A 24,425-nucleotide genomic window follows, 5' to 3' on the forward strand; every position below is an offset into this window, starting at 1 on the left:
CACATTCCACATCAATGGCGGGGTTGAATCTTAACCTTTCTTCCCCAAATCTTGTCGAAGCTGCATCGGCTAAGTCGTGCCCGTGATCTCCGGGCGCGGGGGCGTAGCACAAAGCAATCCGACCTTTTTTACGTTTGGCACCCATTACGATGACTCACACCGAAACCACCCTGCTCGATATCGACCGCGACGACGTATATTTTTGTCCTCATTGCGGCCGTCTGACCCGCCATTCCGTGACGCGGGAGCGGGTGTTGGTGCCGGTGCTGTGGTGCCTGTCCTGCTTCCACACCCATATGGGCGAGAATGAGTCCGATCCGTCGGTGTCGGTTGCCGATTCCTCTCCCGTTTCCCAGGCCGTCCGCTAATTCGACCGCGTTTCGATCAGACTGCGGCCGCCGCCTTGTTTGGTGACGCGGACCTGGATTCCGATGCGGTCGATCATCGGCTGAACGTGCGAGATCACCCCGACCTTGCGGCCCGAGGCGTGGAGGCTTTCCAGCGCCGACAAAGCAAGGTCGAGGCTGGCGGCGTCGAGCGCACCGAACCCCTCGTCGATGAACAGGCTTTCCGCCAGGGTGCGGCGTCCGGTCATGCTGGCCAACCCCAAGGCCAGCGCCAGCGACACCAGGAAGCGTTCGCCGCCCGACAGGTTGGCAACGCCGCGGATTTCGTCGGCCATGTCACGGTCGATCACCTGAAGATCAAGATCACCGCCGGGGGCGCGTTGCAGCAGATAGCGCGGTGTCAGTTCGGCCAGATGGGCGTTGGCCAGCCCCAGCAGGCGGTCAAGCGTCAGCCCTTGGGCGAACAGACGGAATTTCTTGCCGTCGGCGGCCCCGATCAGATCGGCGATGCCTTTCCACAGATCGAAGCTCTGGCGTTGGCTGGCGATCCTCTCGCGGGTGCCTTGGGCGGCATCGCGGTTGCGGTCGTCGTCGGCCAGCCGCTGGCGCAGTCCACTCAGCCGTTCGCGCAACGCGTCGCGGGCTGCGGCGCGCTCGGGCAGCAGAAGATCAAGCGCTTCGGCGCTGCGCTCGGGCTGACCGGTCGCCTCGTGTTCGCGCCGCAGCCGTTGCCGCTCGCCCCACACCGCTTCAGCGCTCGCCACCGCCTGAAGCAAGGCGGCTTGTCGGCGTTCTTCGCTCTCAGCCCAGGCTTCGCCAAGCTCCATCGCGGCGCGGATGGCGGCAAGGTCGAGACCGATCTCGGCCAGCTTCGCCTCGCGCGCGGCCAGGGCCGTCGCCAGGGCTTCGGCGGTCTGGCTCCGGCTGACTCCTAAGGCGCGGACTCGCTCCAGGGCGATGGCGCGGTCGCGGTCGGCGGCAGCCCAGGACTCCTGAGCCGCTTGGTGGCGGGCTACCGCCGCCTTGCGGGCCGCCTCGAACCCGTCGCGAATCTCGGCGGTGGCGCGTCCCTCGAAGAGGGTCGCCCGCTCGGCCGCCAAAAGGTCGAGCCCCGCTTGCTCCTCACGCGTGCGCTCGGCGGCGCGAGTGGCATTGTGCCGGGCATTATCCTCGGCGCTGCGGGCGCTGTCGGCCTGGGCGGCGAGGCGACGTTCGTGCCCGCGCTCCTCCTCCAGCGTCTGCGTCGTTTTTCCCCATGTTTCGGCCAACTTGCGGCAGGCGGCGATCAGGTCGGCCGGGTCGCCGTCCAGCCGCCGTTCGGCATCGGGCAGCACCGCCAGCGGTTGGGCCAGACTGGCGGCCAGACGGGCCTGGTCCGCACGGGCGCGCCCGGCCTCGGCACTCGCTCGGCTCCGCTCCGCCGTCGCGGTGGCGTGACGGGCGGCCAACCCGGCCCGGATCGTCGCCCGCTGTTCGACATCGCGCCGCAGCCGGTCGCGGGTTTCTGATCGGGTTCGGCGGTCCAGTTCGGCCTGCCGGTACGTGCGCAGGCGCTCACCGATTGAGCCGCGTTCGGCCTGGGTTTGCTGACGCGCCGTCTCCAGCGGGGCGAGGTCGGTAACCGCGAACGGATCGGCGGGGAGGGGGAGCGGACAGGCGGCCGCATCGGTGCTCCATCGCGCCGTCACGGTTGCGCGGTCACGGGCCAGCGCCGTTTCGTCGCGTTCGGCCTGGGTCAGCGCTTCGACGGCGGCGCGGCGGCTGGCGGCGGCCTCGCCCGCGCGGCGGAGCAGATCGTCGCGCTCGGCTTCGATCTGTGCGACCCGCTGCCGATGGCTCGCCAGCAATCCGGTCAGGGCCGAGGCGATCGCCTCCAACGGATGCTGACGCGAGCCGCAGACCGGGCACGGTTCGTCCACGACCAGGGTCTGGCGCAGCACCAGCGCCTGTTCGCCCTCGGCGGCCTCGGCCAGGGTCAGCGCGGCCTTGGCCTCGGTCAGGCTGGCGGCGACGATGCCTTGGCGGGTTTCGACCGCCATCCTCTCCTGGTCGGCCTGATCGCGGCGGGCGGTGGCGGCGGTGCGGCGGGCCGCGATCTCGGCGGCACGGGCGGTTATTGCGGCGGCCTGGGCGGCGGTGTCGAGCAGACGGGCCAGTGCTGCCTCTTGCCCGTCCAGAATCTCGCGCTGCTGCTCCAACGCGGCGGGATCGAGTGTAGCGAGCGTCGAATCGAGGGCGGCAATCTCCTCGTCCAGTTTGGCCAACTGGGTCCGTTGCGTCGCGTCGGCGGCGTCGATCTGGCCGGTTTCCGCCGCGATCGCGTCGAGGGTGGCGGCGGCCTGTCGGTCGGACTGGGCGGCGTCGCGGGCCTGGGCGGCGGCGGTGCCGTGGGCGGCAATCGCGTCGAGCCAGCGGTCAAGCTGCTCGACCAGCGGCTTGCGGGCCTGATTGGCCTCCAGCCAGTGTTCCAGCCGGGCAATCTTGTCCAGGCTGGCTGTGTGGGTCTGCTCGGCCTCGGCGCGCAACGCGGTGGTCCGGGTTCCCTCGGTTTCGGCTTCGGTTTGGGCGATCCGTGCCTGTTCCAGCCGGGTGCGGCCTTCGGATATCCGGGTGTCGAGTTCGGCGGCGCGGTCAAGCAGCGGCCCCGCCGCCTTGAACGCCGCGTCGGCCTGATCGGCGGCCAAGCGGGCGGTGTCGCGGGCCTCTTGCGCCTGGGTGCAGGCGGTGTGGTGGGCCTTGGCCTCCTGATGCGCCGTGGTTTCCTCGGCCTCCAGCCGGGCCGCGTCCGCCGTCAGCCTTTCGGCCTCGGCCACCTGGGGCCGGGCGGTCAGCGCACGGCGGATTTCGGCAAGGCGAACCCGCTCGGGTTCGGCATCGGCCAGCGCCGTCTTGGCCTCGGCGATTCCGGCTTCGGCGGCGGTGACCTGCTCGACCAGGGTTCGCGCCGTGCGGTGCCACTGCACCTCGGCGGTCAGATGCTCGATCTCCGCCTCCAGCGCCAGCCGTTCGGCCTCGGCGGCGGCACTGTTGGCCTCGATCACGGCGCGGGCTTCGTCGTCCAGCACATTGACCCGGCGCAATTCGTCGTCGAGTGCGTCGAGGATCGCCTTTTCCCGTCGCCCTCGCTCGAACGCCGCCATCGACAGCGCGCCATAGATCGCGGTGCCGGTCATCAGTTCCAGCAATTCGGCCCGCTCGGCCGGGCGGGCGCGGAGAAAGGCATCGAACTCGTTCTGGGCCAGCAGCACCGAGCGGCGGAACTGGTCGAAATCCAGCCCGACCCGGTCGCGGATTTCCTTTAACACCTCGGTCTTGGTGTGGCCCAATTGGCTGTTATCGGCGAGATCGGTCAGCGACATCGCCTGAGGCTGAAGCCGTTCGGCCACCCGGTTGCGGGCGCGGCGGACCTCCCAGCGGGCGCGATAGCGTCTGCCGTCGTGGCCCTGGAAATCGACCTCAGCAAAGCCGGTGGCGGTGCCGTGACGCAAGATCAGCCGGACATCGGTTCCCGCCAGCCGTTCCGTCTCGCCGCCAACTTCGGTCTTCGACGCCTGTTCCAGCCGGGGCAGCCGGTCATAGAGCGCCAGACACAGCGCGTCGAGCAGGGTGCTTTTGCCCGCTCCGGTCGGGCCGGTGATCGCGAACAGCCCGGTCCCGGCCAGCGGTGCCGCCTCGAAATCAATCTCGAACTCCCCGGCCAGACTGGCGAGGTTGCGTCCGCGCAAAGCGAGAATCCTCATGCCGACTCTCCGCTTTCCAGATGTTCCAGCAATTCGCGGAAGGCATCCAGGGTCGCCTCGGGCGGGGCATCGCGATAGGTGCGCTGCCAGCAGCGGACGAACACTTCTTCCGGCACCATCGTTTCAAGGTCGGGCGGCGGGGCCGCGCTGTCTGCGGCGGCGGCCTCGGTCTCGACCTTCAGCCGGGCCAGCCGCAGCCCTTTGCCCGCGATGGCCTCGTCAACGTCGCGGCGCAACGACGGCAGCGGCCCGTCGGCGGCAATCACGATGTCGAGATAGGGCCACAGCTCGCGCGGCCGGGCCGGATCGGCGGAGAGCGCGCGGAGCGCGGCCAGCGCGTCTTCGATCAAGGCGGCCCCACGGGTCGGTACCCGGACGATCTCGACCGTGCGCGGCACGATCAGCGGCGTCACCTGCGCCATGCCGTCCTTCAGATCGACCATGACGACCTGATGGCGGTACTCGCGCTCGACCACCGACAAAGGCAGCGGCGAGCCGGAATAGCGCACTTCGGCGCGACCGCCGACGCATTGCGCCTTGTGCAGATGGCCAAGCGCGACATAAGCGAGATCGGCGGGGAACAGATCGACCGGCAAGGCATGTTGATTGCCGCCCAGAATCCGCCGCTCCGACAAGTCCGATAATTCGCTGCCGGTCATGTAGCAATGGCCGGTGGCGATCAGCGCCTGTCCCGGTTCCAGCCGCGCCGCAACCCCCGCCAGCGCCTCGCGGTAGATCTGGCCTACCCCCCAGATCAGCGGGTCGTCGCAATCGTCCGGGGCAGGGGGCAGATCGGGCAGGCGCAGGAACGGCACCGCCGCGACCAGGGCGGCGACCGTGCCGTCGCTGTCATGGAGCGGCACGGTCAGCCGGTCGAAATCAAGACCGCCCCCGGCGGTGCGGGGCAGTGACCCGATCACTCGGACGCCAAAGGGATCGAGCAGCGGACCGGGGGCTTCCAGCCGGCCGGCGGAATCGTGATTGCCGCCGATCAGGACGATATCGAGATTGGGCTTGCGCCGCCGCACCTCGGCGATGAAGCGGTACAATTGCCGCTGCGCCCCGATCGGCGGGTTCTGGCTGTCATAGATATCGCCGGTGACCAGCAAGGCGTCGGCACCCTGCGCGACCAATTGGTCGGCCAGCCAGTCGAGGAAGGCCTGATGCTCGGCCTCGCGCGGGATGTCGTGGAAATCCTGCCCGAGATGCCAGTCGGCGGTGTGGAGGAAACGCATAAGGAAACCGCCCGCGTAAAAGCGCGAGCCTCGCCGTCGTACCCTGCGATGTCAAGCGGCCCCTTGCGGCTATTGCGGCAGGATCGCGTCAACCACCGCCGCATAATGGCACGCTGCCGCGACCAGGACGAAGCAATGCCAGATTGCGTTCTGGAACGGCAGCCTTGTCCACAGATGGAAGATCACCCCGGTGGTATAGAAGATGCCGCCGACCAGTAGCAGCACCAGCGCCGCGACCGGCAGGGCCTGGATGATCGAGCCGATTACGAACAACCCGACCCAGCCGAGTGCGAGATAGAGAGCGACCGACAGGCGCTCGAACCGGTGCGGCCAGCCCAGCTTCAACACCAGACCGAGACCGGCGATGCTCCACACCAGGGCGAGCAGACTATAGCCGACGGTGCCGCCGATACTGATCATCGCCAGCGGGGTATAGGTCCCAGCGATCATTACATAGATCGCGGCATGGTCGAACCGGCGCAGCAAGGTCTTGCGGTGCGGAACCACGGTCAGGTTATAGGCGGCGGAAAACCAGAAGGTCGCGATCAGTCCCAGGGAATAGATTGCCGCCGCAGTGAACAGCAAAATGTCGCCGGCAGCTCCGGTCAGGCCAAGCAGGGTCAGCGCGCCCAGCCCCGACAGAACCATCCCGAGGATGTGAACGACACCGTCAAAGCGGCGTTCGGCGGGTGTGTATTGATGGTGCATGTTCGCCGATGCTCCTGAATCTGACCGATGGCGGACTGTCGCCACAAGAGATCAACCGAAATCCAGCATAACCTGGGATGGGTCTGGTTTGAACCGGGCCGAAATGGGTAGAATCCGGGGGATGGCCTCGCCGATCAGGAGGGATAGGCTGCATTGGTCGCCAGAATTTTCAACAGGGCGTGCCCGGCGCTGTAATCCCAGTTGAACGCGTTTTGCAATATGACGACAGCGGTATGGTGGGCGGTGTCGATGCCGAGATAGCTAGTATAGCCCGCGACGATGCCGACCTGATAGGTGATGTGGAGTCCGAGGACGTCATCGGCAATCCAGGCCACCGCCGCCGCCTGTCGTGGGCGCGGAGTGCGGACCCGCACAGCGTCGGCCAGACTGCGCCCGAGCGGGGTGTCGTCGTCTCGCAAGTGCGCCGCGGCGAAGGAGAGTAAGTCTCGGGCGCTGGAATATAGCGCCGCCGAGCCGCGCAGGATGTCGGTGAAGCGCCAGTCCGGCACCGTATCGCCGCGCAAGATGAATTTGGGCTGGTCACCGGCATGGCCGATGGCGCGGACGTCATAGCCGGGCAGGCGTTCAGCGACATAGCCGGTGCGGGTCAGTCCCAGCGGACCGGTAATCCGCTCGGCCAGCAGATCATCGACCGAGCGACCCGACCGCACCGAGGCGACATGGGACAGCAGCCCATAGCCAATGTTGGAATAGCGCGGCACCACCTCGCCCGGGGCGGTGAAATCGGCGAGATAGGCCAGCACCGCGTCGCGGTCGAGATGCTGGTAGAAATTCTCGCCGGTGAACAGGTACGAGACGAACCCGGTCAGAACGGTCGTATCGAGCGGCTGGCGCGGCAGGCCCGACGTGTGGGTGGCAAGCTGTTCGACGGTGATCCGGGCGGCATCGGGACTAAGCTTGGTGCCGGGCGGCAGCAGCGTGGCCAGCGGGTCGGCCCAGGACAGGCTCCCGTCCTGCACCATCGTCGCGACGATCGCGCCCATGAAGCCCTTGCTGAGCGATCCGATCGCGAACAGCGTGTCGGGGCCGGGCGGCACTCCGTCAGGTTGGCCGGTGGTGCCATAGCCGAAGAAGCGGGTGGTGCCGTCGGGTAGCAGAATCCCAACGATCAGACCCGGCGTCTCGCCTTGGGTGACCAGCGGCGCGGCGATTTTGTCCACTTGCTCGGTCAGATCGGATGGCCCGGCGGGCAGGCTGGCCGGGTCGATTTCCCAAGTGGTCAGGGTGCCACAGGCCGACAACAAGGCCAGACCGGCAACAGCGGCGAGACATCGGCACAGCCGTTTCCCCCGCGTCTCTCCCCGCAGCGTTTCCCCCACCCCCTCAAGACCCCGCATCCCCCTCGATCCCCACCCATAGGTTACGGATCGCACCCTCTTATATCGTCTGGAATTATGCAAGACCAACCGAAGGGAATAGGAGCGGCGGGGGCCTGTTCCCATACGAAAAACCCCCGCGCCGGGGGGATTGGGGCGCGGGGCTTTCCGGAGGAGGTCTTTTGAGTGGCTGAGGCTCAGAAGCTTATGAAGAGAGATTGCCATCTTTCGGATTACCGCATCGTGGCCGCAACATGATCGTTTTGTCATGATTGGCCGCGAGTCGGGGCGGGCTTGACCAGGATCAAGGCGGCGGAAAAGGGGACCGGGCAGGGTGGGGGAACCCGCCAGCAGGAGGTCCGGCCGTGCCCCGTTCCCTTTTCCCCGCTCTTCCCGAGACGATTTCGGCCGATGCGCCGGTCGCGCTCGATGTCCGTCCCTTGTTGGCCCAAGGAATCGATCCCTATGACACGGTGATCGCCGCCGCTGCCCGGATCGCGCCGGGTGAGTTGCTGACGATCGACGCCCCGTTCAACCCGACCCCGTTGCGCCGTGCGCTGGCGGCGCGGGGCTTTTCCTCGCGGGCGCGCAAGCTGGAGGAGGGGCGCTGGCGGGTGGTCTTTCTCCATGACGGTGCCAAGGGCTGGGAAAGCCGGGCCGAGGCCGAAATTCTGCCCGAGGGGGCGATGCAATGGACCGAGGCGGACGGCATCCATCTCGACGTCCGCCGTCTGCCCCCGCCCGAGCCGTTGCGGGCGATTCTGCGCCTGGTCGAAAGCCTGGGCGGCAGCGGGACCATCGTGGTCCATCACGAGCGCGACCCGGTGTTCCTTGCCCTCGAACTGGCCGAACGCGGCTGGCGGATCGTCCGCACCGAAGCGGCCCCGGCCGATCTCCGGCTGTGGCTCGCGCCGGAGCCCTGCTGATGCTGCCCGGTCTGCCCGCCGACGCCGCCGACCGGCTGTTGCCGCCGTCGTTGCCCGGCCGATTCTTCGCCGTCGCCGTGCTGTATCACCTTGCCGGATGGGCTCTGCTGGCCTGGGCCGGGCCAAGCGCGATCCAGGGCTTCGTCGGCGGCTTGGGGCCGGTGGTGGCGGCGCTCCACCTCATCACCCTGGGCACGCTGGCGATGACCGCCCTGGGGGCGGCGATCCAGATGCTGCCAATCGCCACCTGCCGCCCGCTGGGGCCGCTGTGGGCCTGTCGGCTGATGTTCTGGCTGTATGCCCCCGGCATCGGCGCTCTGTCGGCCGGTCTGGCGTTGGCCGATCCCACCCTGCGCTCGGTCGGCGCGGGATTGACGCTCGCCGGTCTGGCGCTGTTCGGGCTGCTGGTCGGGCTGCATCTGCGCCGGGTCGATGACATGCCCGGTCTGGTCCGCCACCTTGGTCTGTCGTTGGCGTCTTTGCTCGGTCTCGGCCTGCTCGGGCTGGCTTTGGTCGCCGATTTCTCGACCGGATGGCTGGGCAACCACGCCGCCACAGCCGCCGCCCATGCCGTGCTGGGCGGCTATGGCTTCATGGGCTCGCTGGCGTTCGGGTTCTCGTATGTGCTGATCCCGATGTTCGTGTTGGGTCCGTCGATCCCCGACCCCCCCCGTCGTCGCGGTGCCATCCTGGTCGGGCTGGCCCTGGTGACCGGGGCAAGCGGGGCCGCGCTGGGTCTGGGCGGTTTGGCTGCCGTGGGCGCGGGGCTGGGGCTGGTCGCGCTCGGGCACCATCTCCGTACCCTTGCCGTCAGCGTGCGGCGGCGGATGCGACGCCGCTTCGAGCCGTTCTTCCGGCTGGTCGTGCTGTCCTGGGCGATGCTGGCGGCCAGTCTGCTGGTCGGGTTGGCCCTGGCGCTGGGTGCGCCCGCCGATCCGTGGGCGGCGCTGTGGGGCTTTTTGCTGGTGTTCGGCTGGCTGCTCGGCTTCGTGCTGGCGATCTTGCAGCGCATCATGCCGTTTCTCGCCGCGATGCATTCGTCCGGCGCGGGGCGGCCCCCGGCGTTGCCGTCACGGCTCGCTCCGGCCTGGGCCTCCCACCTTCACTTCGTCTGTCACTGTGCCGCGCTGGTCCTGATCGCGACCGGCCTGATCGGCGGCTGGTCCTGGCCGCTGGGCCTGGGGATCGGGGCCGGTCTGCTCGGCGCGCTGTTCTTTGCGATCTATGCCGCCGCGGTGCCGTGGCGGCTGTCCCGTCACCGTGCGGCCTCGGTCGCCTCTCTCTAAAAGGATTTCCGATGTTCCCCACCACCCAGATCGGCTCCCTGCTCCACCGCGACCATATGGCGACGATCGAAGCGTTAGAGGCGCTGGAGCGGCTGTTGTCGAAGAACCGCAAGACCCCGCCGCTCGATGCCGCGCTGAAAGAATGGCTGGGCTGGCTGGCCGGTGTGCTGCGTGCCGAGGTCGAGACTCATTTCGGCTTCGAGGAAGGCCGGGTGTTCCCGCTGTTCCTGGCTCAGGGCCAGACCGGGATCGTCGAGATCCTGACCCAGGAGCACGAAACGATCCTCCCCATGGCCCGCAATTTGGCCGAGATGGCCGAGGCGGCGATCGCCGCCGGGGGCTTTGCCGATTCCGATTGGGCGACCTTCCGGATGAAGGGCGGCGAGCTGATCGAACGCGAGCTGTTCCACATTCAGAAGGAAGAGATGGGGCTGCTGGCCGGGATCGCCGCCCTGATCGACCCCGCCACCGACGCGGCGCTGGCCGAAGCGTTCGCCGCGCTGGGGCGCTAGGGGGGACTCTGACCGCCCCCCGATTGGGCTATCGCCCAAGCCCATTTGGGGCAAGCCCCAAACCCCCTTTGACTTTATTCATAAAAGGGAAGGTTGGAGGCAATTGCCGCCTTTAATGATCGTGGCGGTGATGGGCGTCGGGATAATGCGGGTGGGAATGGAGCAGCGGGCGGTGCCGGTGCGGATGGGCGTGCGGCTCGTCCGGTTCGGCTCCGTCGTGATGGCGGTGATGCTCGTCGTGGGTGTGGCGGTGGTCGTGCTCAATCGCCTCGTGCCGGTGGCGGTGGTCGTGCCGCTCGGTCAGGTGGAGCCACACCCCCAGCCCCATCAGCAGCCCAGCGGCGATCAGGCGCAGCGTCAGCGGTTCCGAGAACCACAGCACCGCGACCAGCGCTCCGATGAACGGCGCGGTCGAGAAATAGGCCCCGGTGCGGGCCGTGCCCAACTCGCGCAGGGCGACGACGAAGGCGGCGAGGCTGAGGCCATAGCCGACGAAACCCAGTCCCGCCGCCAGCGCCAGCGACCCGACCCCCGGCACCGTCGCCCCCGCCACGAGGGCAAGCAGGACATTGATGCTTCCCGCCGCCAGCCCCTTGATCGCGGCGATCGTCAACGGATCGGCCAGCGACACCTTGCGGGTCAGGTTGTTGTCGATGCCCCAGCACAAACAGGCGGCGAGAATGGCCAGCGCCGGTCCCGACGCTTCGAGCGGGGCTTGGGGACCGGGCCAGGACAGCGCGACCGCTCCGGCGACGATCGCCCCCATCCCGGCGACGATGCGGCGGTCGGCATTCTCGCGAAATACGATCCAGGCCAGCAGGGCGGTGAACACCGCCTCGGCATTCAGCAGCAGCGAAGCGGTTCCGGCACTGCTTCCGGCCAGCCCGATCATCAGCAGCACCGGCGCGACGATGCCGCCCGAGACGATCGCTCCGGCCAGCCAGGGGAGATCGCTCCGGGCCAGACGAACCCCGCTGCCGGGGGTGAGCAGGCGCAGCGCGGCAAGGCCGAGACCCGAGCCGAGATACAGGCTTCCCGCCAGCAGCCAGGGATCGAGCGTGCCCAGCAATGCCTTCGCCAGTGGGGTGCTGATTCCGAACAACATCGCGGCGGCCAGGGCGGCGGCAACCCCTTTATGGGTCATCAACGGTCTCCCTTCACGCTCATTCGGAATAGCTGTTGTCTGCGATCCATTGGCGCAACTCGTCTTCGGATCGCTGCCCGGCGGCGACGGACAGGATCATATCGGCGGCGTCCCGTTCGCTGACATCGAGAAACAGGCCATTCATCCCCAGCATGATGCCGAGTGCGGCGAACCCGGCCCGTTTGTTGCCATCGACAAAGGGGTGGTTTCGCAGAATGGAGGCGCACAGGGCGGCGGCAAGGTCGAAGACCGTAACGTGACCATCGGCATAGGCGATGATCTGTTTCGGTCGCGCGAACGACATCTCAAGGGCGCCCCGATCCCTGAGACCAGAGGCACCCCCGTGTTCGGCAATCAATTCCGCGTGCAGGTCTAACAGCGCCTCGACAGGCGGGAAGACAGGCTCTTTCACTTCGCCAGGGCAGCCATGGTGCGCCGATAGCGGGCCGCGAACGAGCGTCCGATGTCCATCGCCTTGTTGTAGGAATCGTCTGCCCGGGCGATTTCAATGCGACCGTCGCAGACATTGACCGTCACCTCATCGCCACGGTCGAGGTTGGCGGCGGCCAGCACATCGCGCGACAGCGTCAAGCCGGTCGAGTTTCCGACCCGGGTGAGCTTCGTCGTCCGCATCGCAACTTCCTCCGTGTGTCGAGGTGTATTGTAATTACGCGCGTGATAACTATCAACGGCATTCGCAGGCGATGACGGAGATATTTAAGTTGGGATAATCTCTGACCGGACACGCCGCAAGGCGAGGGGCATTTTCTTTGCACGAAAGTACGGCTTAGCCGTATACTGCGGTAGTGATGGAGTACGAATTCGATCCGGCCAAGGACGCGAGGAACATCGCTGAGCGCGGTCTTTCCCTGGCTCTTGCGCCCTATGTGTTCGAGGGGCTGGTGCATGTCGTCGATGACGACCGTAAGGATTACGGCGAGCGACGGCAGGTGGCCTTTGGCCTGATCCGCGGTCGGCTGTTTGTCTGCGTCTTCACCGACCGAGGAAAAGTTCGCCGAGTCATTTCGCTTCGCAAGGCAAACTCAAGGGAGATCGCAGCCTATGCGCCGAAAGATCACGTCTGAAATGAGCAAGGCCGCGCTGGACACGCTCGATTGGGCTGCCGTGGACGCGGTGACCGACGCCGAAATCGCGCGCCAGATCGCTGCCGATGCCGACGTCGCGCCCGAGATTCTGCCGGTGGACGTCAAGGCGATCCGTCGCGTCACCGGTCTGTCGCAGACTGTGTTCGCGGCCCGCTACCGTATCCCTGTGGGCACTCTGCGGGACTGGGAGCAGGGACGCAAGCAGCCAGACTCGACGGCGCGGGCCTATCTTCATGTCATCGCCCGCAGCCCCGATATGGTGGCTATAGCCCTGGAAGCCTGACATCGGGGCGACCGTTAAGGCGGCAGAATGGAGAGCCTCTTCAGACCTAAACTTAGGTGGCGCGTCAATTTGTGCGCAGACGCCGCAACAACGGTGTGAAATAAAATGACAAAGCGTAGTCGAGAGACTCTCTTCAACCCCACTTGGGAAGAAATGGTAGAGAGCGATCCGTTGTTAGCGTTCTCATTCTATCTATCCGGGCGCGTGAACGTCCTTCTCGATCTTGGCGACGATATTGTTGCCCTCCTTGATGAGGGTTTCGCTGCTGATTGCGCGTATGCTGACAAAATCGAACGCGCAAGTACCATAATGTGGCTCTGGACCCTTGGGGCCTTCGAAGTCGTGCGGACGATCTGCCAAGCGTCCTCGTGCTTTTCGCCATCGGCGCAGACGAAGTTTAAGTCGCTCAAAAAGAGTCTCTCTATGGCTCGAATGCCGGCTGCTAAAATGGAGATTCCGGGAAAGAAAGCGCCTGTTTCAAGCGACCGTAGCCCGGATGGATGGGATGTCGATGGCAAGGATTTGCTCGTCGGCGATCCGATGGCTTTGCCGCATATATCTGCCCGCACTTTACTAAAGGAGTTTGGCGACGTGTTCGCCTCACTTTCCAAAGCCGACGTACTAGGCCGACATGAAAATTCCTATTCGGGTAGTCATTCGTAGCTGAACGCACCGTGAAGCGGCTGCAAACAACACGGAAGACTGGCGGAAGGGGTGGGATTCGAACCCACGGTGCGTTGCCGCACGGCGGTTTTCAAGACCGCTGCAATCGACCACTCTGCCACCCTTCCCCGGTCGGCATGGGCGGACGCAAGGGTCCAGCCCGGCGCACGACGCCAAATCGACAGATACCCCGACGACGGTCGCGGCGCAAGCCCTCTGACCGGCGGCGGGGGTCTGGCGGGCTCAGGCGGCGGATATGGACGTCGATGCTGCGCGGCTCGACATAGATGTTCGTTCGTCTACCGGCGGGTACGAATTCCGGCAACGGCTCTTCCCGTTTCACCACGGCGTCGGGTTCCGTTTCCAGCCGCGCCCGCAGAGCGGCAAGGATCTGTTCGCGGATGCTTTCGTTGAATTGTTCCCCGAATGAGGCACATAATGGAGGCCGCCAAGGAGCCCGCTATGTCCAAGACCGAATCGATTCGCGCCCGCGTCGAACCCGACCTGAAGGCTCAGGCCGAGGCTGTTTTCGGTGCCCTCGGTCTGACGCCGACGGAGGCGATCACCCTGTTCTACCGGCAGGTGACGCTGCATCACGGGCTGCCGTTTCCTGTCCGCCTTCCCAATGAGGCCACACAGGTGGCTCTCCGCGAAGCCATGGACGCTGAGAATTTGACCGAATGGTCGAGCCTTGACGCGCTGAAGGCTGCCCACCGTTGAGTCTGCGCCTTCGCACCACGAAGCAGTTTGAGCGCGATCTCAAAACGGCGACCAAGCGAGGCAAGAACCTCGACACGGTGTGGGTCGTGGTCGAGTGCCTCCTAAATGGGGAGCCATTGGCCATCCGGCACCGCCCCATCGCCTGTCCGGCAATTGGAGCCCCTGCTGGGAGTGCCATATTGAACCGGACTGGCTGCTGATTTGGTACCAAACCGAAGAGGAACTGGTGCTGGCGGCCTCCGGCACCCATTCCGATCTGTTCGGCTGATCGGGCTTATTCCCGCCATTCCCCCACAATCAGCCCCGGCTGCGCCATAGCTCACCGCTCGGCGGCGGCGTTCACGTCCAGGCGCTTTTAGCAACGATTCCGGCGTCGCCGAAGGGACTGATTGTCTGCGCTCATCCTCGTGGGGGTCTGGCGGGCTTCAGGCGGCGGATTCGGCGTCCAGGGCGTAGCCTGCGGCGCGGACGGTGCGGATGATGTCGCTTTCGGTGTCGCAGTTCAGCGCCTTGCGCAGGCGGCGGATATGGACATCGACGGTGCGCGGCTCGACATAGATGTCCGGCCCCCACACCGCATCAAGCAATTCCTCGCGCGAGAACACCGTGCCGGGATGCTGAAGAAAGAACTGCAACAGCCGGAACTCGGTCGGGCCGAGATGGATCGGCCGCGAAGCGCGGGTGACGCGGTGGGCGGCCAGATCCATGCTGATGTCGCCCCAGCTCAACTGGCCCTTCTGCGGCACCGGCTGGGCGCGGCGGAGCAGGGCGCGGGCGCGGGCCATCAGTTCGGGCAGCGAGAACGGCTTGGTCAGGTAATCGTCGGCTCCGGTGTTGAGGCCGCGGATCTTGTCGCTTTCCTCGCCCCGGGCCGTCAGCATGATGATCGGCAGGTCGCGGGTGGCGGGCTTGCGCCGCAACTGGCGGCAGACCTCGATCCCCGACAGCGAAGGCAGCATCCAATCGAGCAGGACCAGATCGGGACGGCGTTCGGCAACCAGGGTCAGAGCCTCTTCGCCATCGCCCGCCTCGCAGACGCGAAAGCCTTCTTTCTCAAGGTTGTAGCGCAGCATGGTGGCCAGCGACGCTTCGTCCTCGACGAGGAGGATCAGCGGCCGGGTCTGGCCTGCGGGGGTGGCGTCGCGCTGGCTCATTCCGGTCCTCCGACAGTGTTGCCCTTGGGCCGCAAGCCAGCGGGCGAGGTGCCGAGAATCTGATAATGCAGAGCCTCGGCGATGTTGGTGGCGTGGTCGCCGATCCGCTCGATGTTCTTGGCGATGAACAGCAAATGGGTGGCGGCGGTAATCGTTCCGGGATCCTCGGTCATCAGGGCGATCAAATCCTGCATCACCCCAGTATACATCGCATCGACTTCTTCGTCGCGGCTCCAGACGCCCAGCGCCTTGGCGACATCCTTTTCCAGATAGGCGTCGAGCACGTCCTTAAGCAGGCCGCGCACCAGATCGCCCAGCCGCACCACCCCGGCCACCGGGACGGCGACCCCGACATGGTGCAGCACCAGCGAGCGTTTGGCCAGATTGGCGGCGTAATCGCCGACCCGTTCGATCTCGCCCGAGATGTTGAGCGCGCCGACGATCTGGCGCAGATCGACCGCCATCGGCTGGCGCAACGCCAGCAGGCGGACGGCGAAGCTTTGCACTTCCTTGTCCAGTTCGTCGATGCGGGCGTCGCCTTCGATCACCCGCTGGGCCAGCGCTTCATCGCGCCGGGCGAGGGCGTGCAGCCCCGACGCGAACTGAGCCTCGGCCATCCCGCCCATTCGGGCGATGATGCCGGTCAGGTGGTCCAGCTCTTCGTCGTAGGACTTTACCGTGTGGACCTGGTCTTCCATGCGAACCCCCTCAGCCGAATCGGCCGGTGATATAGCCCTGTGTCAGTGGCTGCTGCGGGTTGGTGAAGATCTGTTCGGTGTCGCCGACCTCGATCAGCTTGCCCAGATGGAAGAACGCGGTGCGCTGTGACACGCGGGCGGCCTGCTGCATCGAGTGGGTGACGATCACGATGGTGTAATTGTCGCGCAGATCGTCGATCAGCTCCTCGACCTTGGCGGTAGCGATCGGGTCGAGCGCGGAACAGGGCTCGTCCATCAAGATCACCTCGGGACCGACCGCGATGGCGCGGGCGATGCACAGACGCTGCTGCTGCCCGCCCGACAGGCCGGTGCCGGATTCGGTCAGCCGGTCCTTGACCTCGGCCAGCAGACCGGCCCGTTCCAGGCTGGTCATCACGATCTCGTCCAACTCGTCCTGGTTGCGGGCCATGCCGTGGATGCGCGGGCCATAGGCGATGTTGTCGTAGATCGATTTGGGGAACGGGTTGGGCTTTTGGAACACCATGCCGACCCGGGCCCGCAACTGGACGACGTCGAGCGAGCGGTCATAGATGTCCGAGCCGTCCAGGGTCAGGCTGCCGCTGACCCGGGCGCCATCGACCATGTCGTTCATCCGGTTGATGCAGCGCAGGAAGGTCGATTTGCCGCAGCCCGACGGGCCGATCAACGCGGTGACCTCGCCCGCGCGGATGTCAAGATCGACCGCCTGCAACGCGTGCTTCTCGCCGTAATGGACGCTTAAGGACCGGGCGGCGACCTTGGCGGTGCCCTGGGGAAGATGAGCGGTAACCGGACTGTTCATGATGGGTCTACCATCTCCGTTCGAATTTCTTGCGCAGCAGGATCGCCGAAAGGTTCATCAGCGCCAGGAACATCAGCAGCACCATGATGGCGGCCGAGGTCCGTTCGACGAAGGCGCGTTCGGGGCTGTCGGCCCACAGATAGACCTGAACCGGCAGCACCGCCGACGGGTCGAGCGGGGTGGCCGGGATATCGACGATGAAGGCGACCATCCCGATCATCAGCAACGGCGCGGTCTCGCCCAGGGCGTGGGCCATGCCGAGGATAGTTCCGGTCAGGATGCCGGGCATCGACAGCGGCAGAACATGGTCGGTGACGACCTGGAGCTTCGAGGCGCCAAGACCGGCGGCGGCTTCGCGGATCGAGGGCGGCACCGCCTTCATCGCGGCGCGGGCGGCGATGATGATGGTGGGCAGACAGATCAGCGCCAGCACCAAACCGCCAACCAGCGGAGCCGAGCGCGGCATCCCAAAGATGTTGAGGAATACCGCAAGGCCAAGCAGACCGAACACCACCGAGGGCACCGCCGCCAGATTGTTGATGTTGACCTCGATCAGATCGGTCCAGCGGTTCTTGGGCGCGAATTCCTCGAGATAGACCGAGGTGGCGACGCCGAGCGGGAAGCTGACCAGCAGGGTGATCACCAGCGAGTAGATCGAGCCGACCACCGCGCCCCACAGACCGGCCAGTTCGGGTTCGCGCGAATCGCCCGAAGTCCACAGCAGGGTGTTGAAGCGGGTCTTGATCGCGCCACGCGATTCCAGCTCGCTCAGCCAGTGAAGTTCGTTGTCGGACAGCCGGTTGCCAGATACCCCCGGTTTGCGCGGGATGTGGCCTTTGACCGCCATGTCGATGTCGTCGTCGGCCAGCAGCCACAGGCTGCGGGTCTGGCCCAGCAGCGAGGGATCGGCGACCAGCATTTTACGCAGGTCGATATCGGCACCCGACGAGACCATCGCCCCCAACTGGCGCTGCTCGCCGCGGCTTTTCACCTCGGGGAAGGCGCGATAGAGCGACTGCTTGATCACCGCCGGATAATTGGCGGAGGCCAGCACGTCGGGATTGGTGTCACCCTCGATCCCCAGCAGGGTCGCATCGAAGGTGACATCGACCCGGACATAGGTCTGGACGAAGGCGGTGATGCCGTTCCCGACGATGGTGAACAGCAGCACGCCCAGGAAACCGAGAGCCAGCAGAACCGCGCCCAGACCGACGGCGCGGAAGCGGCGTTCGGCATTGTGGCGGCGCTTCAGCCGCGCGGCGACGATCTCGGCAGTGGGTCGGACGGCACCAAGCCTGGCCATTTGCGTGGTCTCAGTCATATTTTTCCCGGTACTTGTTGACGATGTGCAGGGCGACTGCATTCAACGCCAGGGTGATGGTGAACAGCGCCAGTCCCAGGGCAAAGGCGGCCAGGGTCTTCGGGCTGTCGAATTCCTGATCGCCGACCAGGAGGGTGACAATCTGGGTGGTGACGGTGGTGACGGCTTCGAGCGGGTTGGCGGTGAGGTTGGCGGCCAGACCGGCGGCCATCACCACGATCATCGTCTCGCCGATCGCGCGCGAGGCGGCCAGCAGCACGCCGCCGACAATGCCGGGCAGCGCCGCCGGGATCACCACCTGTTTGATCGTTTCCGACTTGGTCGCGCCCAGGCCGTAGGCCCCTTCGCGCAGCGACTGCGGAACGGCCGAGATCACGTCGTCGGACAGCGACGAGACGAAGGGGATGATCATAATCCCCATCACCAGTCCGGCGGCCAGCGCGCTTTCCGAGGCGACGGTCAGCCCGAGCGAGGTGCCGAGGTCGCGGATGAAGGGCGCGACGGTAAGAGCGGCGAAGAAGCCGTAGACGACGGTGGGGATGCCCGCCAGGATTTCCAGCAGCGGCTTGACCACCGAGCGGAAGCGGGGCAGGGCGTATTCCGACATGTAGATCGCCGAGAGCAGGCCAAGCGGAACCGCGACCAGCAGGGCGATCCCGGCGATCAGCATCGTTCCGGCGAACAGCGGCACCGCGCCGAACGCGCCCGAACTGCCGACCTGATCGGACCGGATCGCCATCTGCGGGCTCCAGGCGGTGCCGAACAGGAACTCGGTGACCGGGACGAAGTGGAAGAAGCGCAGCGATTCGAACAGCAGCGACAGCACGATCCCGATCGTGGTGAAGATCGCGACGGTCGAGGCCATCACCAGGAAAATCGTGACAATCTGTTCGACCCGGTTGCGGGCGCGCAGATCGCGGTGGATGCGCGCGCGCGCCCAGGCGAGACCGGCGACGGCGAGGACCAGGGCGGCGACGGCGGTGGCACCGAACAGGGTCTGGCGCAGCGACAGGTAATGGCGGGACGCTTCGGCCACCGCGTCGGAACTGGCGGTCTGGCCGTTGAGCGCGACGTTGCGGACCTCGTTATAGACCAGCGAAAGGCGCTCGTCGGACATTTCCGCCAGTTCGGGCGGCAGCGCCGAGATCACCAGGGCGTGGAGCAGCGACGGCTCGAACGCCAGCCAGCCGATGACGATCAGCAGGGCCGGAATGCCGCACCACAGGGCAACGAGATAGCCGTGATGATTGGGCAGCGAATGCAGCAGACGGGGGTTGCCCTCCACGACCGATAGGGCTCGACGACGCCCCGAACTGAAGCCGAAGGCGGTGAGGGCGAGAAGCACGATGGTCAGGATGAGGAGCTGCATGGGGATCGTCTGACTGGTGAGCGGGGGCGGCGTTTTGCCGGGCGGGACTGTAGCAGACCGGCAAAAGAAAGATAGCAGCCGCCCCGGGGGGACTGGGGCGGCTGCCGGACGATCTTACTTCTTCAGGGTTTCAAGCGAGGTGGCCTTGGTGGCCCATTCCTTGCGCTCGCCATCGGCAAGCGGGATCAGGCCCTTGTCGGCGAGATAGCCGGTCTTGCCCCAGGACTTTTCCGAGCTGTATTCGACCAGGAATTCCTTGATACCGGGGATCTGGCCGACATGCGCCTTCTTGACGTAGATGTAGAGCGGACGCGACACCGGATACTTGCCACCGGCGATGTCGTCGAAGGTGGGGGCGACGCCGTCAACCTTCGAGCCCTGCAACTTGTCTTCGTTCTGCTCGAGGAAGCTGTAGCCGAAGATGCCGAAGGCGTTCGGGTTGGCGTCGAGCTTCTGGACGATCAAATTGTCGTTTTCGCCCGCTTCGATATAGGCGCCGTCTTCGCGGATCGAGGAATAGGCCTTCTTGAACGCCTTTTCGTCGGTCTTCTTCAGTTCCTTCAACTCGGGGAAGGATTCGGCGGCGTGTTCGAGCACCAGTTCGATGAAGGCGTCGCGGGTTCCCGAGGTCGGCGGCGGGCCGAGCACTTCGATCTTGTTCGCGGGCAGCTTGGGATCGATCTGGTTCCAGGTCACATAGGGATTCTCGACCAGCTTGCCATCGACCGGCACTTCCTTGGCCAGGGCCAGGAACAATTGCTTGCGGGTGACGTCGATATGGGAGGCGCGCTTGGCGGCGGCGAGAACGATGCCGTCATAGCCGATCTTGACTTCGACGATGTCGGACACGCCGTTCTTGGCGCAGGTCTCGATTTCCGAGGCCTTGATCGCGCGGGAGGCGTCGCTGACATCGGGATGGTCGGGGCCGACACCGGCGCAGAACAGTTTGAACCCGCCGCCGGTCCCGGTGCTCTCGACCACCGGGGTCTTGAACTTGCCGGTCTTGCCGAACTGTTCGGCTACCGCGGTGGTGAAGGGATACACGGTCGACGAGCCGACGACGCGAATCTGATCGCGGGCGTGGGCGGTGCCGACGATGGCGATCGACGCAACCGCAAGGGCGGCCACGGCCATGGTCTTCCTCAACATGAGACCTCCGATGGAGCGAAAAGAACGGTGCCGGGGGGATTTCCCCGGCGTCGCCACCATATCGACGGGGAGTTACGTCTCTTTGACAGAAATGTGAAGGTTCCATGACGCTGGCCCCAAAGCGCGGGGTTCCGCCAAAGCTTCTCGAACCGGATCGGCTGGGGTATGGTACCTGTGCCCTGGTCCGGGCGAATCGGTCGCCGTCGGATGGTGGGAACAGAAGGCGTTGTCATGAATATCGAGCCCGGTCAGCAGATGGCCTCTCCCCTCGCCGAAGACGAGGCCAGCCGCGCCGACCGTCCCCCGGCCGGTTGGCGGCTGTGGTGGCTGGCGATCCGTCCCCGCACCCTGACGATGGCGGTTGCCCCGGTTTTGGCCGGAACCGCGCTGGGCTGGGCCGAAGCCGGTCATTTCGATCCGCGCCCGTTCCTGGCCGCGTTGGGTGGGGCCTTGCTGATCCAGGCCGGGACCAACCTGCATAACGATGTTGCCGACGCGTTGAAGGGCGGTGACCAGCCGATGCGCCAGGGTCCGCCCCGCGTCACCGCGCTGGGCTGGGCTACGCCCGAGCGGGTTCGGGCCGGAGCCCTGGTCTGTTTCGGTCTGGCCTGTCTGTTCGGCCTTTATCTGATCAGCCTGGGCGGGCTGCCGATTCTGGCGCTGGGTCTGGCCTCGCTGGCGGGCGGCTGGTGCTATTCCGGCGGGCCGCGTCCGATCGCCTATGGTCCCTATGGCGAATTGTTTGTGATCGCCTTCTTCGGCCTGGGCGCGGTGGGCGGCAGTTATTATCTCCAGACCCACGCTCTAAGCCTGTCCGCCCTGGTCGCCGGTCTGGCGGTCGGTTCGGTGGCGGCGGCGGTGCTGATGGCCAACAATTACCGCGACATGGAGGCCGACCGGCTGATCGGGCGGCGCACCCTGGCCATTCGCGCCGGAGTGCGGACCAGTCAGGCGCTGTATGCCGTGATGGTGCTGGCGCCGTTCGTCCTGCTGGTCGGCCCATCCGGCCCCGCGGGCGGCTGGCTGGTGTTGGGCGCGGTGCCGATGGCGGTCGGGCTGATCCGCCGCTTCGCCACCGAGGCGCGGGGACCGGCCTTTAATATCATTCTCGGCACCACCGCCCGGCTACAACTTCTGATTGCCGGATTGCTGGCGCTCGGGCTGATTTTCTAGAAAAGGCACGCCCGTTGAAATCTCCGTCCTTGGACTATCCGTTTAGCCATCCGCCCGAGTCGGGGCGGTTGGCCCAAGTCGCTCCCGGCATTTCCTGGTTGCGGATGCCGCTGCCCTTCGCGCTCGACCACATCAATTTGTGGGTGTTGGACGACGGGACCGACGGGATGGTCCTGGTCGATTGCGGAGTGTCCGACGACATCACCCGCGCGCTGTGGTGCGATGTGCTCGACGGGCCGCTGGCCGGGCGGCGGGCGACCCGGCTGATTGCGACCCATTTCCACCCCGATCATATCGGGCTGGCGGGCTGGCTGGCCGAGCGGCTTAAGGTCGAGTTGACCGCGACCCCCAGCGAATGGCTGTTCGGGCGGATGTTGTGGTTGGAAACCGGCCCGGATTACGCCGTCAACCAGGGCGATTTTTATCGCCGCCTCGGTCTCGACGCCGCCTTGTGCGACGAGATCGAGCAGCGCGGCAATACCTATCGCACCCGCATTGACGCGATTCCGCCCCGGTTCGAGGCGATCGGCGAAGGCGATGTCCTCACCATCGGCGGGCAGGATTGGCACGCGATCATCGGCGGCGGCCATTCGCCCGAGCATCTGTGCCTGTATTGCGCCAAGGCGGGGGTGCTGATCTCGGGCGATCAGGTGCTGCCCCGGATCAGTCCGATCGTCGGAATCTGGCCGCAACAGCCCGACGAAGATCCGCTGGCCGCTTTTCTCGACTCGCTGGGGCGGCTGCGTGCCTTGCCCGAGGATACTCTGGTGCTGCCGTCGCATGGGCTGCCGTTCCGGGGGCTGCACGCCCGCATCGACGATCTGGCGGCGCACCATGCCGAACGGCTGGACCGCACCCGCGACAGCGTCGTGGCCCCGGCGACGGTGGCCGAGGTGATGCGGGTGCTGTTCACTCGTCCGATGGATTCCAATCAGGTGGTGTTCGCCGCAGGCGAGACGATGGCTCATCTGGCCCATCTGGCCTACCAGGGCGAGATCGTCCGCGAGACCGGCGCTGACGGGGTGTGGGCTTACCAGTTACCAACCGGCCAATGACTTGGCCGGTTGTATTGTCCCTCGCCGGGCGGGCGCATCCGCGCCCTTGGCCGCCGCCGCAATGGCGGCAAGATACCGGCCAACGGGGTAAGGCGGGGGTTGGCCGGTATTACCGCGCCTGAGCGATCGCCTCGGCGACCAGGGCCAGGACGATTTCGGCCAATTGGACCGGGTCGGTCGGCGGCGCGGCCAGGACCACCCGGTTCTCGCCATCCGGCCGGGCCTTGAACAAAGCGGGCAGGTCGGTGCGGACGTGGCCGCCTTGCGACAGCAGCAGCGGCACCGCGACGGCGGAGCGGTTGCCCACCCGCTCTGGCCAGTCGGCGGCGAACGGTTCCTGTTCGAGAAACAACGCGGCGACGTCGGCAAAGCGGCCGTGCGCCTTGAGGTGCGCCGCGATCGCCTGGGCGGTGCCCGCAGCACCTTCGGGCCGCGTCGCGCCGTGGCCGATCAGCAGCAGAACCGAGGCGGCGGGGTCGAGCCCGGCGGCACTGGCGGTTTGCTCCGCCAGCCGTTCCACCAAAGCGGCAAAGCCGGGATGGGCTCCGACCGGGGGCGTCAGCAGGATGCGGCCGCTCGGACCCAGGGTCTGCGGCCCATCCAATCCAGCCTGCTCGGCCAGCCGGGTTTCGGCGAAGGCTCCGCCGCCGGTCAGCACCGGCACGATCACCGTCAGAGGCGCGGGGGCGGGTGGCCCCAGGCGCGGCTCTTGTTTGAGGAATCGGGCTTCGACCGAGGCGAAGGCTGCGCTGAGACGGACCGTCTCGGCCAACGCCAGCAGGGGGGCTCCGGCCTCGGGATGGCGGGCCGAGCCGTGACCGACCAGCACCAGAGCGGGCCGGTCGGGACTCATGACGCGGCGGGGCCGATCTTGGCGTCGAACCAGTCCAGTTCGTCAGACAGCGACACCACCTTGCCGATCACGATCAGCGTCGGCGGATGCAGTTCGGCGGCGTGGGCGCGGTCGTACAGCGTCTCCAGCGTCGCGATCACCCGGCGCTGACGCGGCGTGGTGCCGTTCTCGATCGCGGCGGCGGGGGTGTCGGGCGAAAGGCCAGCGGCGATCAACTCGGCCGAGGTCTCTTTCAGCGATTGCAGCCCCATATAGATCACCAACGTGGTGTCGGGATCGCCCAGTTTGTCCCAATGCAGGTCGAGCGGCTTGCCGTCCCGCAGATGGCCGGTGACGAAGCGGGTTCCGGTGGCGAGTCCACGATGGGTCAGCGGAATCCCGGCATAGGTCGAGACCCCGGCGGCGGCGCTGATCCCCGGTACCACTTCGAAAGTGATGCCGTTGCGGGCGAGGAACAGGGCCTCTTCGCTGCCGCGTCCGAACACGAACGGATCGCCGCCCTTCAACCGCACCACGTCGCGGCCGGAGCGGGCCAGCCGCAGCAGCAAATCGTTGGTCTCGCTCTGGGTCAGGTAATGGCGGCCGCATTCCTTGCCCGCGAAGACCTGCTCGGCCTCGGGCGGGATCAGGGCCAGAATCTCGGCGCTAACCAGCCGGTCATAGACCACCAGCCGGGCCGACCCGATCAGCCGCGCCGCCTTGACGGTCAGGAGATCGGGATCGCCGGGACCGGCTCCCACCAGGGTAACCTTGCCGGGCTGTGTGACCGGATCGTTCGCCGTTGTCATGAAACCTCACGCTTTGGCCCCGGACGGGGCGCGAGCGGCACTCCTAGCACAGGCCG

At 66.4% G+C, this 24,425-nt stretch carries 27 protein-coding genes and 1 tRNA gene; 12 read left to right on the forward strand and 16 right to left on the reverse strand.

From position 1 onward, the window contains the following. The first annotated feature begins 149 nt into the window (after positions 1 to 149). Positions 150 to 368, forward strand: coding sequence for a hypothetical protein (locus tag BLW40_RS05930; RefSeq protein WP_074766533.1), 219 nt, complete (start codon positions 150 to 152; stop codon positions 366 to 368). On the opposite strand, the gene BLW40_RS05935 is transcribed toward BLW40_RS05930, so the two are convergent. From BLW40_RS05935 to BLW40_RS05950, 4 genes are all read right to left on the reverse strand, one after another. Further along, complete coding sequence (locus BLW40_RS05935; RefSeq protein WP_074766535.1) at positions 365 to 4,087, reverse strand: AAA family ATPase; 3,723 nt, start codon at positions 4,085 to 4,087, stop codon at positions 365 to 367. The two genes, BLW40_RS05930 and BLW40_RS05935, sit on opposite strands and share 4 nt — an antisense overlap. Then, positions 4,084 to 5,322: an exonuclease SbcCD subunit D gene (locus BLW40_RS05940; RefSeq protein ID WP_074766537.1), complete on the reverse strand. Its 1,239-nt coding sequence runs from the start codon at positions 5,320 to 5,322 to the stop codon at positions 4,084 to 4,086. Before BLW40_RS05940 ends, BLW40_RS05935 begins: the two co-directional genes overlap by 4 nt. A gap of 69 nt (positions 5,323 to 5,391) precedes the next feature. Beyond that, positions 5,392 to 6,030: a PAQR family membrane homeostasis protein TrhA gene (trhA, locus tag BLW40_RS05945; RefSeq protein ID WP_074766539.1), complete on the reverse strand. Its 639-nt coding sequence runs from the start codon at positions 6,028 to 6,030 to the stop codon at positions 5,392 to 5,394. Positions 6,031 to 6,164: 134 nt separating this feature from the next. Then, positions 6,165 to 7,388, reverse strand: coding sequence for a serine hydrolase domain-containing protein (locus BLW40_RS05950; RefSeq protein WP_074766541.1), 1,224 nt, complete (start codon positions 7,386 to 7,388; stop codon positions 6,165 to 6,167). Between the two features lie 344 nt (positions 7,389 to 7,732). Between BLW40_RS05950 and BLW40_RS05955 the strand changes: the two genes are divergently transcribed. The 3 genes from BLW40_RS05955 to BLW40_RS05965 are packed head-to-tail and all read left to right on the forward strand — an operon-like array spanning position 7,733 to position 10,091. Further along, positions 7,733 to 8,293 carry a DUF2249 domain-containing protein gene (locus BLW40_RS05955; RefSeq protein ID WP_074766543.1) on the forward strand — a complete coding sequence of 187 codons (561 nt, stop codon included), beginning with the start codon at positions 7,733 to 7,735 and terminating at the stop codon, positions 8,291 to 8,293. Then, positions 8,269 to 9,579: a hypothetical protein gene (locus tag BLW40_RS05960; RefSeq protein ID WP_244511070.1), complete on the forward strand. Its 1,311-nt coding sequence runs from the start codon at positions 8,269 to 8,271 to the stop codon at positions 9,577 to 9,579. Before BLW40_RS05955 ends, BLW40_RS05960 begins: the two co-directional genes overlap by 25 nt. A gap of 11 nt (positions 9,580 to 9,590) precedes the next feature. Beyond that, positions 9,591 to 10,091 (forward strand): hemerythrin domain-containing protein, encoded by a 501-nt coding sequence (locus tag BLW40_RS05965; protein WP_074766545.1) that lies wholly within the window; start codon positions 9,591 to 9,593, stop codon positions 10,089 to 10,091. 112 nt (positions 10,092 to 10,203) lie between these two features. Here the strand turns inward: BLW40_RS05965 and BLW40_RS05970 are convergent, their stop codons facing one another. Genes BLW40_RS05970 through BLW40_RS05980 form a run of 3 tightly spaced genes read right to left on the reverse strand, consistent with a single transcriptional unit; the run spans position 10,204 to position 11,868 of the window. Next, a complete protein-coding gene (locus BLW40_RS05970) occupies positions 10,204 to 11,235 on the reverse strand; it encodes a DMT family transporter (protein WP_074766547.1) in 1,032 nt (343 codons plus the stop codon). A 19-nt stretch (positions 11,236 to 11,254) separates the two neighbouring features. Continuing rightward, positions 11,255 to 11,647 (reverse strand): type II toxin-antitoxin system death-on-curing family toxin, encoded by a 393-nt coding sequence (locus BLW40_RS05975; RefSeq protein WP_074766550.1) that lies wholly within the window; start codon positions 11,645 to 11,647, stop codon positions 11,255 to 11,257. After that, positions 11,644 to 11,868, reverse strand: a complete 225-nt coding sequence (locus BLW40_RS05980) for an AbrB/MazE/SpoVT family DNA-binding domain-containing protein (RefSeq protein ID WP_074766552.1) — start codon at positions 11,866 to 11,868, stop codon at positions 11,644 to 11,646. Before BLW40_RS05980 ends, BLW40_RS05975 begins: the two co-directional genes overlap by 4 nt. A 176-nt stretch (positions 11,869 to 12,044) precedes the next feature. Between BLW40_RS05980 and BLW40_RS05985 the strand changes: the two genes are divergently transcribed. The 3 genes from BLW40_RS05985 (at position 12,045) to BLW40_RS05995 (ending at position 13,287) form a co-directional block, all read left to right on the forward strand. After that, entirely contained in the window at positions 12,045 to 12,320 is a 276-nt protein-coding gene (locus tag BLW40_RS05985; protein WP_074766837.1) for a BrnT family toxin, read from the forward strand. 1 nt (position 12,321) lies between these two features. Further along, a complete protein-coding gene (locus BLW40_RS05990) occupies positions 12,322 to 12,624 on the forward strand; it encodes a helix-turn-helix domain-containing protein (RefSeq protein WP_074766554.1) in 303 nt (100 codons plus the stop codon). Positions 12,625 to 12,729: 105 nt separating this feature from the next. After that, entirely contained in the window at positions 12,730 to 13,287 is a 558-nt protein-coding gene (locus BLW40_RS05995; RefSeq protein WP_074766556.1) for a hypothetical protein, read from the forward strand. Positions 13,288 to 13,327: 40 nt separating this feature from the next. Here the strand turns inward: BLW40_RS05995 and BLW40_RS06000 are convergent. Next, positions 13,328 to 13,415 (reverse strand) — tRNA-Ser (locus BLW40_RS06000). Between the two features lie 128 nt (positions 13,416 to 13,543). Here BLW40_RS06000 and BLW40_RS17605 point away from each other — a divergent pair. The 3 genes from BLW40_RS17605 (at position 13,544) to BLW40_RS06015 (ending at position 14,275) form a co-directional block, all read left to right on the forward strand. Beyond that, positions 13,544 to 13,717, forward strand: a complete 174-nt coding sequence (locus BLW40_RS17605; RefSeq protein WP_170834534.1) for a hypothetical protein — start codon at positions 13,544 to 13,546, stop codon at positions 13,715 to 13,717. Positions 13,718 to 13,749: 32 nt separating this feature from the next. After that, a complete protein-coding gene (locus BLW40_RS06010; RefSeq protein WP_074766839.1) occupies positions 13,750 to 14,007 on the forward strand; it encodes a type II toxin-antitoxin system RelB/DinJ family antitoxin in 258 nt (85 codons plus the stop codon). Positions 14,008 to 14,101: 94 nt separating this feature from the next. Then, on the forward strand, positions 14,102 to 14,275 hold the full coding sequence (locus BLW40_RS06015; RefSeq protein ID WP_211656730.1) for a type II toxin-antitoxin system YafQ family toxin: 174 nt from the start codon (positions 14,102 to 14,104) through the stop codon (positions 14,273 to 14,275). 157 nt (positions 14,276 to 14,432) lie between these two features. Here the strand turns inward: BLW40_RS06015 and phoB are convergent, their stop codons facing one another. The 6 genes from phoB to BLW40_RS06045 form a co-directional block, all read right to left on the reverse strand. Continuing rightward, positions 14,433 to 15,161 (reverse strand): phosphate regulon transcriptional regulator PhoB, encoded by a 729-nt coding sequence (phoB, locus tag BLW40_RS06020; protein ID WP_074766558.1) that lies wholly within the window; start codon positions 15,159 to 15,161, stop codon positions 14,433 to 14,435. Then, positions 15,158 to 15,859: a phosphate signaling complex protein PhoU gene (phoU, locus tag BLW40_RS06025; RefSeq protein ID WP_074766559.1), complete on the reverse strand. Its 702-nt coding sequence runs from the start codon at positions 15,857 to 15,859 to the stop codon at positions 15,158 to 15,160. The genes phoB and phoU overlap by 4 nt, the downstream gene beginning before the upstream one ends. Before the next feature lie 10 nt (positions 15,860 to 15,869). After that, on the reverse strand, positions 15,870 to 16,661 hold the full coding sequence (gene pstB, locus BLW40_RS06030) for a phosphate ABC transporter ATP-binding protein PstB (protein WP_074766561.1): 792 nt from the start codon (positions 16,659 to 16,661) through the stop codon (positions 15,870 to 15,872). 7 nt (positions 16,662 to 16,668) lie between these two features. Beyond that, complete coding sequence (gene pstA / locus BLW40_RS06035) at positions 16,669 to 17,982, reverse strand: phosphate ABC transporter permease PstA (protein WP_244511071.1); 1,314 nt, start codon at positions 17,980 to 17,982, stop codon at positions 16,669 to 16,671. Then, positions 17,975 to 19,351 (reverse strand): phosphate ABC transporter permease subunit PstC, encoded by a 1,377-nt coding sequence (pstC, locus tag BLW40_RS06040; RefSeq protein ID WP_074766565.1) that lies wholly within the window; start codon positions 19,349 to 19,351, stop codon positions 17,975 to 17,977. The genes pstA and pstC overlap by 8 nt, the downstream gene beginning before the upstream one ends. 114 nt (positions 19,352 to 19,465) lie before the next feature. Next, positions 19,466 to 20,500, reverse strand: coding sequence for a PstS family phosphate ABC transporter substrate-binding protein (locus tag BLW40_RS06045; RefSeq protein WP_074766567.1), 1,035 nt, complete (start codon positions 20,498 to 20,500; stop codon positions 19,466 to 19,468). Positions 20,501 to 20,731: 231 nt separating this feature from the next. On the opposite strand from BLW40_RS06045, the gene menA reads away from it, so the two are divergent. Together menA and BLW40_RS06055 are read left to right on the forward strand one after the other, a co-directional pair. Further along, positions 20,732 to 21,673 carry a 1,4-dihydroxy-2-naphthoate octaprenyltransferase gene (gene menA, locus BLW40_RS06050; protein ID WP_170834535.1) on the forward strand — a complete coding sequence of 314 codons (942 nt, stop codon included), beginning with the start codon at positions 20,732 to 20,734 and terminating at the stop codon, positions 21,671 to 21,673. Positions 21,674 to 21,702: 29 nt separating this feature from the next. Beyond that, a complete protein-coding gene (locus tag BLW40_RS06055) occupies positions 21,703 to 22,728 on the forward strand; it encodes an MBL fold metallo-hydrolase (protein ID WP_074766568.1) in 1,026 nt (341 codons plus the stop codon). Positions 22,729 to 22,837: 109 nt separating this feature from the next. Here the strand turns inward: BLW40_RS06055 and BLW40_RS06060 are convergent, their stop codons facing one another. Beyond that, complete coding sequence (locus tag BLW40_RS06060) at positions 22,838 to 23,581, reverse strand: CbiX/SirB N-terminal domain-containing protein (RefSeq protein ID WP_074766569.1); 744 nt, start codon at positions 23,579 to 23,581, stop codon at positions 22,838 to 22,840. After that, a complete protein-coding gene (gene cobA / locus BLW40_RS06065; protein WP_074766570.1) occupies positions 23,578 to 24,369 on the reverse strand; it encodes a uroporphyrinogen-III C-methyltransferase in 792 nt (263 codons plus the stop codon). The genes BLW40_RS06060 and cobA overlap by 4 nt, the downstream gene beginning before the upstream one ends. Positions 24,370 to 24,425: the final 56 nt, after the last annotated feature.

This window comes from Magnetospirillum fulvum, from assembly GCF_900108475.1.
Lineage (GTDB): Bacteria > Pseudomonadota > Alphaproteobacteria > Rhodospirillales > Magnetospirillaceae > Phaeospirillum > Phaeospirillum fulvum_A.

Excerpts from the sequence above, each read along its gene's own strand:
- cobA (WP_074766570.1), bottom strand. The coding sequence starts at position 24,369 with ATGACAACGGCGAACGATCCGGTCACACAGCCCGGCAAGGTTACCCTG.
- BLW40_RS05980 (WP_074766552.1), bottom strand. The coding sequence starts at position 11,868 with ATGCGGACGACGAAGCTCACCCGGGTCGGAAACTCGACCGGCTTGACG.
- pstC (WP_074766565.1), bottom strand. The coding sequence starts at position 19,351 with ATGCAGCTCCTCATCCTGACCATCGTGCTTCTCGCCCTCACCGCCTTC.
- BLW40_RS05990 (WP_074766554.1), top strand. The coding sequence starts at position 12,322 with ATGAGCAAGGCCGCGCTGGACACGCTCGATTGGGCTGCCGTGGACGCG.
- trhA (WP_074766539.1), bottom strand. The coding sequence starts at position 6,030 with ATGCACCATCAATACACACCCGCCGAACGCCGCTTTGACGGTGTCGTT.
- BLW40_RS05965 (WP_074766545.1), top strand. The coding sequence starts at position 9,591 with ATGTTCCCCACCACCCAGATCGGCTCCCTGCTCCACCGCGACCATATG.
- BLW40_RS05970 (WP_074766547.1), bottom strand. The coding sequence starts at position 11,235 with ATGACCCATAAAGGGGTTGCCGCCGCCCTGGCCGCCGCGATGTTGTTC.
- BLW40_RS06045 (WP_074766567.1), bottom strand. The coding sequence starts at position 20,500 with ATGTTGAGGAAGACCATGGCCGTGGCCGCCCTTGCGGTTGCGTCGATC.
- BLW40_RS05985 (WP_074766837.1), top strand. The coding sequence starts at position 12,045 with ATGGAGTACGAATTCGATCCGGCCAAGGACGCGAGGAACATCGCTGAG.
- pstB (WP_074766561.1), bottom strand. The coding sequence starts at position 16,661 with ATGAACAGTCCGGTTACCGCTCATCTTCCCCAGGGCACCGCCAAGGTC.
- menA (WP_170834535.1), top strand. The coding sequence starts at position 20,732 with ATGAATATCGAGCCCGGTCAGCAGATGGCCTCTCCCCTCGCCGAAGAC.
- phoB (WP_074766558.1), bottom strand. The coding sequence starts at position 15,161 with ATGAGCCAGCGCGACGCCACCCCCGCAGGCCAGACCCGGCCGCTGATC.
- BLW40_RS05950 (WP_074766541.1), bottom strand. The coding sequence starts at position 7,388 with ATGCGGGGTCTTGAGGGGGTGGGGGAAACGCTGCGGGGAGAGACGCGG.
- BLW40_RS06060 (WP_074766569.1), bottom strand. The coding sequence starts at position 23,581 with ATGAGTCCCGACCGGCCCGCTCTGGTGCTGGTCGGTCACGGCTCGGCC.
- phoU (WP_074766559.1), bottom strand. The coding sequence starts at position 15,859 with ATGGAAGACCAGGTCCACACGGTAAAGTCCTACGACGAAGAGCTGGAC.
- BLW40_RS17605 (WP_170834534.1), top strand. The coding sequence starts at position 13,544 with ATGGACGTCGATGCTGCGCGGCTCGACATAGATGTTCGTTCGTCTACC.
- BLW40_RS05935 (WP_074766535.1), bottom strand. The coding sequence starts at position 4,087 with ATGAGGATTCTCGCTTTGCGCGGACGCAACCTCGCCAGTCTGGCCGGG.
- BLW40_RS05995 (WP_074766556.1), top strand. The coding sequence starts at position 12,730 with ATGACAAAGCGTAGTCGAGAGACTCTCTTCAACCCCACTTGGGAAGAA.
- pstA (WP_244511071.1), bottom strand. The coding sequence starts at position 17,982 with ATGACTGAGACCACGCAAATGGCCAGGCTTGGTGCCGTCCGACCCACT.
- BLW40_RS06010 (WP_074766839.1), top strand. The coding sequence starts at position 13,750 with ATGTCCAAGACCGAATCGATTCGCGCCCGCGTCGAACCCGACCTGAAG.
- BLW40_RS05940 (WP_074766537.1), bottom strand. The coding sequence starts at position 5,322 with ATGCGTTTCCTCCACACCGCCGACTGGCATCTCGGGCAGGATTTCCAC.
- BLW40_RS05930 (WP_074766533.1), top strand. The coding sequence starts at position 150 with ATGACTCACACCGAAACCACCCTGCTCGATATCGACCGCGACGACGTA.